The 14,159-nt window shown below is 69.3% G+C and carries 11 protein-coding genes and 1 pseudogene; 1 reads left to right on the top strand and 11 read right to left on the bottom strand.

Translation table 11 applies throughout. The features are described 5' to 3' along the window. Nucleotides 1–81: 81 nt before the first annotated feature. Both ABZV34_RS04010 and ABZV34_RS04015 read right to left on the bottom strand, forming a co-directional pair. On the bottom strand, nucleotides 82–330 hold the full coding sequence (locus ABZV34_RS04010) for a DUF397 domain-containing protein (RefSeq protein WP_356271153.1): 249 nt from the start codon (nucleotides 328–330) through the stop codon (nucleotides 82–84). Then, nucleotides 327–1,166, bottom strand: coding sequence for a helix-turn-helix transcriptional regulator (locus ABZV34_RS04015; protein ID WP_356271154.1), 840 nt, complete (start codon nucleotides 1,164–1,166; stop codon nucleotides 327–329). The genes ABZV34_RS04010 and ABZV34_RS04015 overlap by 4 nt, the downstream gene beginning before the upstream one ends. A gap of 126 nt (nucleotides 1,167–1,292) precedes the next feature. Here ABZV34_RS04015 and ABZV34_RS04020 point away from each other — a divergent pair. Next, a pseudogene (locus ABZV34_RS04020) lies at nucleotides 1,293–1,748 on the top strand (ATP-binding protein); the annotation flags it as partial. Nucleotides 1,749–1,798: 50 nt separating this feature from the next. Here the strand turns inward: ABZV34_RS04020 and rox are convergent. The 9 genes from rox to ABZV34_RS04065 form a co-directional block, all read right to left on the bottom strand. After that, nucleotides 1,799–3,247: a rifampin monooxygenase gene (rox, locus tag ABZV34_RS04025; protein ID WP_356271155.1), complete on the bottom strand. Its 1,449-nt coding sequence runs from the start codon at nucleotides 3,245–3,247 to the stop codon at nucleotides 1,799–1,801. Nucleotides 3,248–3,515: 268 nt separating this feature from the next. Continuing rightward, nucleotides 3,516–5,231 carry a histidinol-phosphate transaminase gene (locus ABZV34_RS04030; protein WP_356271156.1) on the bottom strand — a complete coding sequence of 572 codons (1,716 nt, stop codon included), beginning with the start codon at nucleotides 5,229–5,231 and terminating at the stop codon, nucleotides 3,516–3,518. Nucleotides 5,232–5,390: 159 nt separating this feature from the next. Further along, nucleotides 5,391–6,539: an aldose epimerase family protein gene (locus tag ABZV34_RS04035; protein ID WP_356271157.1), complete on the bottom strand. Its 1,149-nt coding sequence runs from the start codon at nucleotides 6,537–6,539 to the stop codon at nucleotides 5,391–5,393. A gap of 137 nt (nucleotides 6,540–6,676) precedes the next feature. Next, nucleotides 6,677–7,921, bottom strand: a complete 1,245-nt coding sequence (gene mmsB, locus ABZV34_RS04040; RefSeq protein WP_356271158.1) for a multiple monosaccharide ABC transporter permease — start codon at nucleotides 7,919–7,921, stop codon at nucleotides 6,677–6,679. Then, entirely contained in the window at nucleotides 7,918–9,468 is a 1,551-nt protein-coding gene (mmsA, locus tag ABZV34_RS04045; protein ID WP_356271159.1) for a multiple monosaccharide ABC transporter ATP-binding protein, read from the bottom strand. The genes mmsB and mmsA overlap by 4 nt, the downstream gene beginning before the upstream one ends. 32 nt (nucleotides 9,469–9,500) lie before the next feature. Next, nucleotides 9,501–10,619 (bottom strand): multiple monosaccharide ABC transporter substrate-binding protein, encoded by a 1,119-nt coding sequence (gene chvE / locus ABZV34_RS04050; RefSeq protein WP_356271160.1) that lies wholly within the window; start codon nucleotides 10,617–10,619, stop codon nucleotides 9,501–9,503. 139 nt (nucleotides 10,620–10,758) lie between these two features. Further along, nucleotides 10,759–11,727: a hypothetical protein gene (locus ABZV34_RS04055; RefSeq protein ID WP_356271161.1), complete on the bottom strand. Its 969-nt coding sequence runs from the start codon at nucleotides 11,725–11,727 to the stop codon at nucleotides 10,759–10,761. Nucleotides 11,728–11,844: 117 nt separating this feature from the next. Further along, the gene (locus ABZV34_RS04060; RefSeq protein WP_356271162.1) at nucleotides 11,845–12,849 is read right to left on the bottom strand and encodes an alcohol dehydrogenase catalytic domain-containing protein; all 1,005 of its coding nucleotides are present in this window, start codon (nucleotides 12,847–12,849) and stop codon (nucleotides 11,845–11,847) included. After that, entirely contained in the window at nucleotides 12,846–14,003 is a 1,158-nt protein-coding gene (locus ABZV34_RS04065; RefSeq protein ID WP_356271163.1) for a mandelate racemase/muconate lactonizing enzyme family protein, read from the bottom strand. The genes ABZV34_RS04060 and ABZV34_RS04065 overlap by 4 nt, the downstream gene beginning before the upstream one ends. Between the last annotated feature and the right edge of the window lie 156 nt (nucleotides 14,004–14,159).

Genomic DNA, 14,159 nt, shown 5'->3' on the forward strand with positions numbered 1-14,159 from the left:
GCGTCGCTGTGATCATTGTCCACAGCGATACGTCCTATTCCGGTCATATGAGGTTCCCGGCGCGGCAAGGTCGGCCGGGCCTCAGGCGCGGGTGACGGCGTAGGTGAGGAAGCCGGACCAGGTGACGGGGGAGAGGGCGAGGTGGGGGCCCTGGGGGTTCTTGGAGTCGCGGACGTGGATGGTGCGGGGGGAGGTGGCCACCTCTACGCAGTCGCCGGAGGCGCTGCTGCTGTAGCTGGACTTGCGCCAGGAGAGGGCGACCTCGACGCAGTCGCCGGAACCGCCGCTGCTATAGCTCGACTTGAACCACGTCAGTTCGCTGGTGCTCATAACGCTCCTCGCATCCGCTGCAACAGGCTCAGGGAGTCTTGCAGGGTGAGAGCCTGCGAACGCATCCTGGCATACCGCATCTGGAGCATGCTGACTACTTTTGGATCAACGATGAGCTGACCGCTCTCCTGCCCCTCGCAGTAGGCGAACCAGCGGTTGTCGGGCGACTCCAGCAACTGCATGGGCCCGTCGAGCCCCGCGTGTGTCTCCTGTACCTGCGGCATGACCTGAACCTCGACGTTCCGCAGCTGGGCGATCTCCAGGACGTGATCGATGAGCCCTCGTGCGACCTCCACCCCGCCCGTGCGCCGCAGGAGCACGCCTTCCTCCAGGATGAAGCCGAACGCGGTGTTCGGCCGTTCCCGCAGCAACCGTTGCCGTTCCGCCCGCGCCACCCACTGCGCCTCGATCTGCGCGTCGTCCAGTGGGGGCAGCTGGTTCGTGAACAACGTGCGCGCATACGCCTCCGTCTGCAACAGCCCTGGAATCAACCGGCACTCGTACGTATAGAGGGTGATCGCGGTCGCCTCCAACCGTGCCCACTGCCGGAACCACGCCGCCAGCCCCGGCTGCCGTGCCAGATGCCCCGCCGCCTTCCGTAACGCCCCGGTGTTCCCCAGTACGTCCTCCGCCCGCTCGACGAACGTCGGGTCCGGCATCCGGCGTCCCAACTCCACAGACGCCACCGTGTGTTTGGAGAACCGCACCCGCTCGCCGAACTCCTCCCGGCTCAGCCCCGCGTGCTCCCGCAACGCCTGTACGACCGCCCCGAACGTCCGCAGACTGTCGGACGACTCCGGCTCGCCGGCCGTCCCCACCGCACCCTCGACCGCCATGGTCACCTCCCGTGGCCATGGTCACGACCCGTGACCAGTACTGTCCACCCCGTCACCGCGTACGCTGCCCCGGCGTACGCGGCGCCGACCTGGCGAAGCGCTCTCGGGTACCGTCAGATGGGGGGCATGACCGCACCATCCACCCCTCGGCGCCCGGTTACCGTACGTGTGTTCACGCAGCGCCTCAGCGCCACTCCGCGCGGCGCCCGCCTCGCCCGCCACCTCGCCCTGGAACAGCTCCGCGCCTGGGGCATCCCGCACGGGACGGACGCCTCCGACGCCGCCGCCGCGATCGTCGCCGAACTGGCCGCCAACGCGGTGACCCACGGCCGGGTGCCCGGCCGCGACTTCGAGCTGCGGCTCTCCCTCGTCCCGGGCAGCGTCCGGGTCGAGGTCGCCGACACGCGGGACGGGCCGCGTCCGCCGGGGCCGGGCGCCGTGCCGCCCGCGGACCCGCTCGGCGAACAGGGGCGCGGGCTCGTCCTCGTCGAGGCGCTCGCCGCCCGCTGGGAGGTGCTGGACCGGGAACCGCCCGGCAAGACGGTCCGCGCCGAGATCGACCTGCCGGGATGGGCGGCCCTGGCCGGACGGGCGGACGGGAGGAGAACGGGACGGTGCCCGCCACCGCGAGGTCAGCCGACGGGCGCGCCGAACCATCTCGGCAGCACGCCGAGCAGCTCCTCCTGGTCCTCGCCGGCCCAGGCCACATGGCCGTCCGGCCGCAACAGCACGGCGGGCACGTCCAGGGTCTCGCCGGTGTCGACGACGTGGTCGACCCGGTCCGCCCAGCCCGCCACCGAGAGCCGGCCCGTCCGGTCGAGCAGCAGCCCGCGGCCGGCGTGCATCAGCCCGTACAGGCGACCCTGCCTCAGTTCCATGTCCCGCATCCGCCGACCGAGCAGGTCGTGCCCCTCGCCGAAGTCGTAGCGGACCCCGACCGCGGTGATCATCTCGGTCACGTACCGGTTCACCTCCTCGAAGTCCATCAGCTTCGAGAGCAGTTCGCGCAGCGCGATCGCCCCCGCGTCGGTCCCCAGCAGCGTGATCTGCGCGCGGGTGTTCTCCAGTACGCGGGCGCCCACCGGGTGGCGTTCGGCGTGGTAGCTGTCCAGGAGGCCTTCCGGTGCCCAGCCGTCGACCGCGGCGGCCAGCTTCCAGCCGAGGTTGAACGCGTCCTGGACGCCGAGGTTGAGCCCCTGCCCGCCGGTCGGCGGGTGGATGTGCGCCGCGTCGCCGGCCAGTATGACCCGGCCGACCCGGTAGCGCTCGGCCTGCCGGGTCGCGTCGCCGAACCGCGACAGCCGGCGCGGCGAGTGCACGCCGAAGTCGGTGCCCGCGACCGCCCGCAGCCGCTGCCTGAACTCCTCCAGGGTCGGCGCCGCCGCACGGTTCTCCGCCACCCCGTCGGCGGGCACGATGACGCGGTACGTCCCGTCGCCGTTGGCGAGGGCGCCGAACCGCAGCTCGGTCCTGCGGACCTCCGCGACGACGGCGTCGACCGTCGCCCGGTCCTCGGTCATCTCCATGTCGCCCAGCAGCGTCTCGACCTTGGCGGGCTCCCCGGGGAATTTGACCCCGAGCAGCCCGCGCACCGCACTGCGCCCACCGTCGCACCCGACGGCATACCGTGCGCGCAGCCGCGTGCCGTCCGCGAGACCGACGCTCACCCCGGCGTCGGCCCCGGCCGCGGTCCCGTCGTACTGGCTCAGCCCGACCACCTCGCGGCCGCGCCGGATCTCCGCACCGAGTTCGAGAGCGCGCTCGTGGAGCAGGCGCTCGATGACCGGCTGCGGGGTGGAGAGGCCGTACGGGTGCGCCGTGTCCACCCCGTCGGGCCACGGCTTGTGGATGCCGCCGAAGAAACCGCCGGCCTGGAACTTCTCGCTGACCGCGAGGAACCGGTCCAGCAGACCGCGCTGGTCCATGATCTCGACGCTGCGCGTGTGCAGGCCGCGCCCGCGGAACTCCGTGGTCGGCTCGGACAGCTTCTCCAGCACGACCACCCGCACACCGTGCAGGCGCAGTTCGCAGGCCAGCGTCAGTCCGGTCGGACCGCCGCCGACCACGATCACGTCAATCATCAGGACGCCCGTTCGACGAGAGGGGACGGCGGCCGGCCGCTCCGCGCACGCCCCCGTTCTCGTACGTGGACAACAGCACACGTACGTCGCCAAGCGGGCATGTGCGCGACTTCCGGCCTCGGTCGACGATTCTGCGGTACGACCGGGGCCTTGCCGCAAGCCCCCTGGCGCGCTGTACGTTGAAGAGGGCGAGGAGCGGGAGTTCTCCTTGCCCTTCGTCGTCCCCGGGGTCCGGGAGGAGCTCCCGCCGCGAGTGTCCGCCCCGGCCCTAGCCGACCTGGTTGTACATCGCGCCGGCGGCCGGCCAGCCCGTCGGCTGTGGCGCGGGCTCCGGTTCCGGCTGGGTGCGGCCCCGGACCTGAGCGGCGGTCAGCCCGCCGTTGCGCAGGCCCGGTATCCCGGTCTGGCCGAGTCCGGCGGCCGGCGCGGGAGTCATACCGGGCATACCCATTGAATTGGGCATGCTCGGCATGCCTGGCATGGGGGGCGCGGACATCGGTGCGGGCGGCATCTGGGCCACCGCCGGCATCGGCGGGGGCGGCATCTGGGCGACGGCGGGCATGGGCTGCTGCTGCGGCAGGCCGGCCGGGGGCATGGGAGCCATGGGCGGCATCATGGCGGCCGCCGGGGCGGGGGCGGGCATCATGGCGGCGGCCGGCGCGGGCATCAGGCCGGGCATACCGCCGGGCAGCTGTGCCGGAGCCTGTGCCGGGCCCGGCCAGGTCTGCGCGGGCGGCAGGCTGGGCATCGCGGCGGCCTGCGCGGCCAGCGGCATGCCGACCCCGTTCGTCTCGCTGATCAGACGGTCGACCGCCGCCGTGCCCGAGCTGTAGCTGGTCCCTGCGCTCGGCTCGGGCACGACGGCTCCCCTCCTGGACCCGTAGAGCACCTGCTCCAGGCCGGACACCAGGCGACGCACGTCCACCTGGGGGCGCACCACGAGTCTCAGGAAGCGACTGGACGAGCCGATCTTGTTGCCGCACTCGCGGACCAGGATGCGGTGCTCGGTGAGCAGCCGGTCGCGGACGACGGTGCCCTCGGCCCCCACGGGCAGCCGTACGAAGAGGAAGTTGCCCTGCGAGGGGTAGACCGTCAGACCTGGCAGCGCGGTCAGCTGACGCGCCATGTCCAGCCGGTCGCGGCGCACCAGGTGCAGGCTCTCCATGTACTCCGCGCCGTGCTCCTTGAGCATGAACACCACGGTCTCCGCGAAGGAGTTGAGGTTCCACTTGGGCAGCATGGAGCGGATCTTGCCCGCGAGCGCGGGGTTGGCCACGAGGTAGCCGAACCGGATGCCGTGCAGGCCGAAGTTCTTGCCGAGGCTGCGCAGCACGATGACGTTGGGCCGCAGCACCGCCTCCTCGACGACACTCGGCTCGTTCTCCGCGTCGGCGAACTCCAGGAACGACTCGTCGATGATCACCAGGTCCAGGTCCTGGAGCGCGTCCATGAAGTTCACGACCGTCTGCCGGCTCAGGAAGCCGCCGTCCGGGTTGTTGGGGTTGCAGATGACGGCGACCCGGGTGCCCCGGGCACGGATGAACTGGATGTACTTCGCGGGGTCCAGGGCGAAGCCCGCCGACTCCTGGAGCGGGAACATGTCGACGCGCTTGCCGGTCTCCATCGGCTGGTCGGTCCAGCGGCCGAAGGTGGGGACGGGGATGGCGAGGGACTCGCGGACCAGCAGGTGGTCGATCCAGGTGATCAGTTCCGTGGAACCGTTGCCCATGGCGACACAGCTCGGCGGGAGCCGGAGCAGCGCGCACAGCTCTGCCGTGATGGTGTCGGCGCTGCTCGGGTAGTACGTGATGATCTCGCGCAGCCGCCCGGCCAGTTCGTCGAACATGCCGGGCGTGGGGAAGTACGGGTTGCACGGGATGCAGAAGTCGATCGGGCCGACTCCGTCGCTCTCGCGGGCGAGCGCAGCCATCGAGGGGCTGTGCGCAGCGGTACCGCGGAACAGCGAGGCGACGTTGTCGGCCATGGAACCTCCGTCTCTGGGTGGCCCGTGCGGGGGAGCACGGGCCGCCCTCTCATACGGAGACGGGGGTGGCGCTGTTCAACTCGTGAGGGTCCGGTGAGGGTCCGGGCACCGGGGCAACCTCAGGGCCCTCGGTGGCGTCGCGCACCGGATCCCGGGGTGTCAGGCGCTGAAGGAGTGCACCGTCGTCGTGCGGTACGTCCGCCCCGGGCGCAGCACCGTCGAGGGGAACGAGGGCTGGTTCGGGGAGTCCGGGAAGTGCTGGGTCTCCAGGCACATGCCGTCGCCCTGGCGGTAGGTGTGTCCGGAGGTGCCCACGAGGGTGCCGTCCAGGAAGTTGCCCGAGTAGAACTGCACGCCCGGCTGGTCGGTCGCGATCTTCAGGGTGCGGCCGGAGCCCGGGTCGCGCAGGGTGGCGATGTGCTCGGGCCGGGCGGTGACGCCCTTGTCGAGCACCCAGTTGTGGTCGAAGCCCTTGGCGGTGACCAGCTGGGGGTGGCCGGCCCGGATGTCGCGGCCGATCGGCTTGGCGCGCCGGAAGTCGAAGGGGGTGCCCGCGACCTTCGCCAGCTCGCCGGTGGGGATCAGCCCGGTGTCGGTGGGGGTGAAGCGGCCTGCGGCCAGGGTGAGTTCGTGGTCGTAGACGCCGCCGCGGCCCTCACCGGCGAGGTTGTAGTACGTGTGGTTGGTGAGGTTGACGACCGTGGCCTTGTCGGTGGTGGCCTCGTAGTCGATGCGCCAGTCGCCGTGCCGGGTGAGGGTGTAGGTCACCTTCACCCGGAGCGTGCCCGGGTAGCCCATCTCGCCGTCGATGCTGGTGTAGTGCAGGTGCAGGCCGACGTCGGAGCCGGAGGTGAAGCCCTCGACGTCCCAGACCTTGGTGTTGAAGCCCTTGGCCCCGCCGTGCAGGCTGTTCACGCCGTCGTTGACGGAGAGCTGGTAGTTCTTGCCGTCGAGAGTGAAGCGCCCGCCCGCGATGCGGTTGCCGTAACGGCCGATCGTCGCCCCGAAGAACGTCGTACCGGCGACGTAGGACGCCAGGTTGTCGTATCCGAGGGAGACGTTCGCGTAGTGGCCGTGCCGGTCGGGGATCTCCAGCGACTGGACGATCCCGCCGTAGGAGATGACCTTCAGACGTGTGCCGCCGTTCGCGAGCGACCAGCGGTGGACCTTGGTGCCGTCGGCGAGCCTGCCGAAGAGCTCCTTCACCGGCTTCCCGCCCCCGGTGCCGGCGTGTGCGGTGCCGACGGTGGCCGCGGTGACGCCCGCGGCCGCCGCGGCGGCGATGATCGTTCGTCTGCTGGTGTGCATGTGCGGCTCCCTCTTTTGAGGCGGCTCGCCTCCGGGGCGCTACAGCCGGTGTCGAGCCGACGATCGTGCGCGGCCCTTCGGGCCTCCGCGCGTTCGCCGACTCGGCACCGGCGCGCCCCTTCGGCTCACCCGCCTGCCTACGAACCGACCTTGCGCTTGTTCCACACGTCGAACCCGACCGCGGCCAGCAGTACCAGTCCCTTGATGACCTGCTGCCAGTCGCTGCCGATGCCGACGAGGTTCATACCGTTGTTCAGCACGCCCAGGACGAGACCACCGATGATCGCGCCGAGGACCGTGCCCACGCCGCCGCTCATCGACGCGCCGCCGATGAACGAGGCCGCGATCGCTTCGAGTTCGAAGTTCAGACCGGCCTTGGGCGAGGCCGCGTTGAAGCGGGCGGCGAAGACCAGACCCGCCAGGGCCGCGAGCATGCCCATGTTCAGGAAGACCAGGAAGGTGACCTTCTTGTCCTTCACACCCGACAGCTTCGCCGCCGGGAGGTTGCCGCCGATCGCGTAGATGTGACGGCCGATGACCGCGTTGCGCATCAGGTAGCCGAAGCCGGCGACCAGGACACCGAGGATCAGCAGCACCACCGGAGCGCCCTTGTAACTGGCGAGCAGCATGGTGACGGTGAGCACGGCGGCGATCAGCGCGACGAGCTTGAGCAGGAAGAGGTTCCTGGGCAGCACGCCGAGGGAGAACTCCTGCTGCCGCTTGCGGTCACGGACCTCCTGGAACACCACGAAGGCGATCAGGGCGAGGCCGAGCAGCAGCGTGAGGTTGTGGTAGTTCGTATCGGGCCCGACCTCGGGCAGGAAGCTGTTGGCGACCTTCTGCAGACCCTCGGGGAACGGGCCGATCGTCTGGCCCTTGAGGAAGATCTCGGTCAGCCCGCGGAAGGTCAGCATGCCCGCCAGGGTCACGATGAACGACGGTATGCCGAGATACGCGATGAGGAAGCCCTGCGCGGCGCCCGCGGCCGCGCCGATGGCCAGGCACAGCACCAGGGCCAGCGGCCAGGAGATGTCGTGGTTGACCATCAGCACGGCGCCGATCGCGCCCACGAACGCCGTCAGCGAGCCCACCGACAGGTCGATGTGGCCCGCGATGATGACGAGCATCATGCCGATCGCGAGGATCAGGATGTAGCTGTTCTGCAGCACCAGGTTGGACACGTTGCGCGGCAGCAGCAGGTCGCCGTTGGTCCACACGGCGAACAGCACCACGATCAGACCGAGGGCGAACAGCATGCCGTACTGCCGCATGTTGCGGCGCATGCCGTCCAGCATCAGCTGGAGCAGGCTCTCTCCGGTGTCCGAGCCGCTCTTCCCGGCCGGCGCGGGGGCCGGCGTCTTGGCGGTCACATCCGTGCTCATCGGGTTACCTCTTTGTCCTTTGTCATCTGACGCATCAGCGTTTCCTGCGAGGCTTCCGCCCGCGAGAACTCACCCGTCAGCCGTCCCGCTGCCATCGTGTAGATGCGGTCGCACATGCCGAGCAGCTCCGGCAGCTCGGAGGAGATGAAGACGACCGCCTTGCCCTCGGCCGCCAGCCGGTCGATGACCGTGTAGATCTCGAACTTGGCGCCCACGTCGATCCCGCGGGTCGGCTCGTCCAGGATCAGCACCTCCGGGCCCGCGAAGATCCACTTGCTCAGGACGACCTTCTGCTGGTTGCCGCCCGACAGCTTGCCCACCGGTTCGAACACCGTGGGTGCCTTGATGTTCATCGACTTGCGGAAGCCCTCGGAGACCTGCCGCTCCTCGTGCTCGTCGACGATCCCGCGCTTGGAGACCTTGCCCAGGGCGCTGAGCGTGATGTTGCGGTTGATCGTGTCGATCAGGTTGAGGCCGTAGTGCTTGCGGTCCTCGGTGACGTACGCGATCCCGTGCCCGACCGCCTCGGACACGGTCTTCGTCCGGATCTCCTTGCCGTCCCTGTGCACCGTGCCGCCCGCGTAGCGGCCGTAGGCGCGCCCGAAGACGTTCATCGCCAGTTCGGTGCGCCCGGCGCCCATGAGCCCGGCGATACCGACGATCTCCCCGCGCCGTACGGTGATCGACACATCGTCGACCACCTTGCGCTGCTGGTCGATCGGGTGGAACACGGTCCAGTCGCGGATCTCCAGGGCGGGCGCGGTGCCCTCCTCCGGGTGGTGCGGAGTCCGCTCCGGGAACCGGTGTTCCAGGTCGCGGCCGACCATGCCGCTGATGATCCGGTCCTCGGTGGTCTCCGCGGCCTTCACGTCGAGCGTCTCGATGGTCCGGCCGTCGCGCAGGATGGTCACCGAGTCCGCGACCCGCTCGATCTCGTTCAGCTTGTGGGAGATGATGATCGAGGTCATGCCCTGGCTCTTCAACTCCAGGATGAGATCCAGGAGTTTGCCGCTGTCCTCGTCGTTCAGGGCGGCGGTCGGCTCGTCCAGGATGAGCAGCTTCACCTTCTTCGAGAGCGCCTTCGCGATCTCGACGAGCTGCTGCTTGCCCACGCCGATGTCGGCGACCCGGGTCTGCGGGTTCTCGTCGAGCCCGACCCGCCGCAGCAGCTCGGACGCGTGCCGCAGCGTCTCGGTCCAGCTGATGAGCCCGCGGGTGGCGTGCTCGTTGCCGAGGAAGATGTTCTCCGCGATGGAGAGGTAGGGCACCAGGGCCAGCTCCTGGTGGATGATCACGATGCCGTGCTGCTCACTGGCCCTGATGTCCTTGAACGTGCAGACCTCCGACTCGAAGAGGATGTCCCCCTCGTAACTCCCGTGCGGGTGAACGCCGGAGAGGACCTTCATCAAGGTCGACTTGCCGGCGCCGTTCTCCCCACAGATGGCATGGACCTCGCCCTGCTGGACGGTCAGTGTGACGTCCGACAGCGCCTTGACGCCGGGAAAGGTCTTGACGATCGAGCGCATTTCCAGGACGGGTCCCGCCATGGTCGTGCCTTCCAATCACTAGGAGGTGGCGGTTACTTGAGGTCGCTGTCCTTGTAGTAGCCGGTGGCGACCAGTTCCTTCTCGTAGTTGGTCTTGTCGACGCTCACCGGCTGCAGCAGGTACGCGGGGACGACCTTGGTGCCGTTGTCGTAGGTCTTGTCGTCGTTGATCTCGGGCTTCTTGCCCTTGAGCGCCGCGTCGACCATGTTCGAGGCCACCTTGGCCAGCTCGCGGGTGTCCTTGTAGACGGTCATCGTCTGCTCGTTCGCGATGATCGACTTCACCGAGGCGAGCTCGGCGTCCTGGCCGGACACGATCGGCAGCGGCTTGCTCTTGGAGCCGTAGTCGTCCGACTTCAGCGATGAGAGGATGCCGATGGAGATGCCGTCGTAGGGCGAGAGCACCGCGTCGACGCGGGCCGTCTTGTACGCCGAGGTGAGGATGTCGTCCATGCGCTTCTGCGCGGTGCCGCCGTCCCAGCGCAGCGTGGTGACCTGGGTCAGCTGGGTCTGGCCGGACTTGACGACGAGCTGCTTCTTGTCGATGTACGGCTGCAGGACGTTCATCGCGCCCTGGAAGAAGTACTTCGTGTTGTTGTCGTCGTTCGAGCCCGCGAACAGCTCGATGTTGAACGGGCCCTTCTTGCTGCCGTCCTTCAGGCCGAGCTTGTCGACGATGTAACCGGCCTGCAGCTCGCCGACCTTGGTGTTGTCGAACGACGCGTAGTAGTCGACGTTCTTGGTGCCGAGGATGAGGCGGTCGTAGGAGATGACCGGGATCTTGGCGTCGGCGGCCTGCTGGAGCACGTTGTTCATCGACTTGTTGTCGATGGCCGCGATGATCAGGGCCTTCACACCCTGCGTGATCATGTTCTCGATCTGCGAGACCTGCTGGTCCGGGTCGTCCTCACCGAAGGCCAGCTTGGTCTTGTACCCCTTCGACTCAAGGTCCTTGACCACGTTCTTGCCGTCCCCGATCCAGCGCTCGGAGGACTTGGTCGGCATCGAGATGCCGATGGTGGCTCCCTTGATGTCCTTGCTGTCGCTCTTGCTGCCGCCGTCACCGCTCTGGCCGCAGGCGGACAGGGACAGGGCGAGGGACGCGGCGCCGGCTATGGCGGTGAGGGCAGCTCTGCGATTACGCATGATCATCTTCCTTGATGTCGTGGACCGGACTCGGCCTCGCGATGCGGGGACGCTCCGCGGGGCGGTGCGAAGAAAAGACCGAGGAGAGGTGTGTGGGATTGTGCGCGGCCGTGTCGGCTTTTGTGAAGGGGAGTTAGTCGGAACGTTATGCGGAGGTGTCAAAACGTGTCATCCGACCGGGAGTTCGCGAGCCGAGCGGCGCCATGTCACCGTCCGCTCCGTGCCGCGCGAGCAGGTCCAGGGCGAGCCTGCCGCGCCGCACCCGCTCCTTGGCGGTGTTCAGGGTCAGGTCCCGCAGGTGGTGTCCGTACGGGTAGATCCCAGGGGCCTTGGACAGGCCGAACTTCAGATAGATCGGTGCGCCGCGCCGGATCAGCTCGGCCACCTCGTACATCCGGACATACCCGCCGAGATCGTCGGGGGCTTCGATGTACATGTCCATGGGTGCGGCCGAAACCCGACGGATCTCCGTGAGGTGATCGAGCGTCAGGTCGCTCGGCACGTTGATGGAGTCCGCGCCGAGCCTTTCGTATACCGCGTACGAGGCCGGGTTGACCGGCCCCACGAGTGCCGAGAGCTTGAGCGTCGTGTCGGCCGGGATGATCCCGGCCACGCGTGCCCGATGCAGGGTCCACAGCACGCCCTCGTCGGCGACGAGCAGGCACGTGACGCCCAGCTCCGTCGCCCTGACGGCGTCCTCGACACAGCCGGCCACCGCGTCGTGGCCCCGGGCGCGCAGTCCGCCGCCGCGGGAGTCGGAGCGCACCGAACCGCCGATGTCCCAGGTACCGCGTGGACCGGTGAACAGACACAGCTCGATGTCGCGCGAGGCGGTGGCCTCGACCATCTCGGTGATCTCGGCGTCGGTCAGCATCCAGACGCCGCTGCCCTGGCTGATGCGGTGGATCGGCACATCGAGCCGCGAGGACTCCTTGAGGACCACGGCCAGGGCCTCGGGACCCTCCACGGACGGGACCTCGGTGCGCCAGCGGCCGCCTTCCGGGAAGCTGTGCGGCGAGGCGTCGGCGGGCGAGAGGGCGGGCGCGCCCAGGCCGAGCGCGGCGAGTGCCTGCTCACCGGGTCGACGGGGAACCGTGGGAGAGGGGTCGGTCACTGGCTGTCCTTCATGTTCATGTTCGTGATTTCGGACGAAGTTCGCGGCTTTGGATGCGCGGAGGCCGAGGGGGTACGCCGGTACGGAGCCGTCAGGTGACTCCGTACCGGCGTACGGCTAAGGACGCAGAAGGATCTTGCCGACCGCGGGATCGCCGGACCCCGCCAGCTCGATGGCCTCGGCGAACCCGGCGAGCGGCAGTTCGTGCGTGACCAGCGGCAAGGGGCTGAGCAGCCCCGCGCCGAACACCCGCACCGTGTGCGCCCAGGCCGCCGGCGGTGCCCCGAACACGGTGTGCACCTCCAACTGCCGTACGACGAGATCGGTGGGGTCGAGCCCTTCGGCGCCCGGCGCCGGGATGCCCGTGAGGACCAGGCGCCCGCCGCGCCTGAGCAGGGAGGCGGCGGTGCGCGCGGCGGACGCGGACCCGGCGGTCTCGATGACGACGTCGAAGTCGGCCGGGAGTTCCTGGTCCTTCGTGCGGAAGTCGGTGGCACCGAAGGTCCGCGAGAGCTTGTCCCGGTCGGGGCGGGTGCCCACGACGAGCAGTTCCCCGGGGGAACCCGCCCGCAGGAACTGGACGGCGAACATCCCGAGCGTCCCCGTGCCCACCACCGCGACCCGCTCACCGGGGCGCGCGTCCGCCTTGAGCGCGGCCGCCGCGACACAGGCGGCCGGCTCCAGGAGGGCCGCGGCCGTCAGGTCGGCGTCGTCCGGCAGCACGTGCAGCAGCCGGGCGGGCAGAGTGAGGGTGGCGGCCATCGCACCCGGCTGGGTGAAGCCCGTCTCCTCGTACCCCGCCGTGCACAGCGTGGTCTCGCCCGCGTGGCAGCGGTCGCAGACCTGGCAGTTGCGGAAACCCTCGCCGACGACCTTGCGCCCGACGAGACCGGCGGGCACCCCGGCGCCCACCTCCGCCACCGTCCCGGACCACTCGTGGCCGGGGGTGAGGGGATAACGCACGTACCCTTCCGGCCGGTTGCCCTCGTACACCTCGCGGTCGCTGCCGCAGATGCCGACGGCGTGGACCCGGACCAGCGCCTCGCCCGCGGTCGGCCGCACCGGCTCGTGGGCGGTCAGCCGGTGCTCACCCGGCGCGTCGACGACGACCGCGGTGCTCACTGCGCCCCCTTCGGCCTGCGCTGCTCCCAGCCGTCCGCCCAGAGGTCGAAGCGGGCCTGCTGCTGCGGGAACTCGGCCGCCGCGTCGACGTCCAGCTCGACACCGAGGCCGGGTTCGTGGGACAGCTCGAAGTAGCCGTCGACCACCTGCGGGGCGCCCTTCACGACCTTCTTGATCTCCGCGTCCGCGAAGTCGTTGAAGTGTTCCAGGATCTTGAAGTTGGGGGTGCTGAAGCCGACCTGGAGGGAGGCGGCGGTGAGGACCGGGCCGCCGACGTTGTGCGGCGCGACGAGCACGTAGTGGGCCTCGGCGGTCGCTGCCAGCTTCCTGGTCTCCCAGATCCCGCCGAGATGACCGACGTCGGGCTGGATGATGTCGACGGCCTGGCTCTCGAACAGTTCACGGAACTCGATGCGGTCGTGAATCCGCTCGCCGGTGGCGATCGGGATGTCGACCTTGGCGGCCACCTTCTCCAGCGCCTTCAGGTTCTCCGGCGGCACCGGCTCCTCCAGCCACGCGGGCTTGAAGGGCGCGAGCTCGCGGGCGAGCCGGACGGCGGTCGAGGGCGAGAAACGGCCGTGCATCTCCAGCATCAGCTCGGTCTCGGGGCCGATCGCGTCGCGCACCGCCTCGATGAGGGAGACGGAGTAGAGCGTGGCCTCGTGGTCGAGCTCGAAGTGGCCGGTGCCGAACGGGTCGATCTTGAGGGCACGGTACCCGCGGGCGACGACCTCCTGAGCGGCCTTGTGGTAGGCCTCCGGGGTCCGCTCGGTCGTGTACCAGCCGTTCGCGTAGGCCTTGACCCGGTCGGTGACCTTGCCGCCGAGCAACTGCCACACGGGGACGCCGAGCGCCTTCCCCTTGATGTCCCAGCAGGCCATCTCGATGACGGCGATGCCCGACATCACGATCTCGCCGGCGCGCCCGTAGTCGCCGTACTTCATGCGCCGGACGAGGTCCTCGACAGCGAACGGGTCGGAACCGAGAATGTGATTGGCCTCCGCCTCCCGCAGATAGCCGATCAGCGCGTCGGTGTGGCCCAGCATGCGGGTCTCGCCGACTCCGGTGATGCCCTCGTCGGTGTGCACCTGGACGTAGGTCAGGTTCCGCCAGGGCGTCCCGACCACGTGTGTGCTGATTCCCGTGATGCGCACGGCAGATGCCCCCTGTGCTCTTGCGGTCTGTTCGAAATTTCGTCACACGTTCGAAATGCTGGCGTGACAGTAGGATGCGGGCCCGGGAGTGTCAATGGTTCGAACGCGAGGGGCGGCGGCGGATTTTGGCGTTATGCCTCGGGTCGTCGCACACGT

It is taken from the genome of Streptomyces sp. NPDC005195, assembly GCF_040608315.1.
In the GTDB taxonomy this organism is placed as follows: Bacteria; Actinomycetota; Actinomycetes; order Streptomycetales; family Streptomycetaceae; genus Streptomyces; species Streptomyces kaempferi.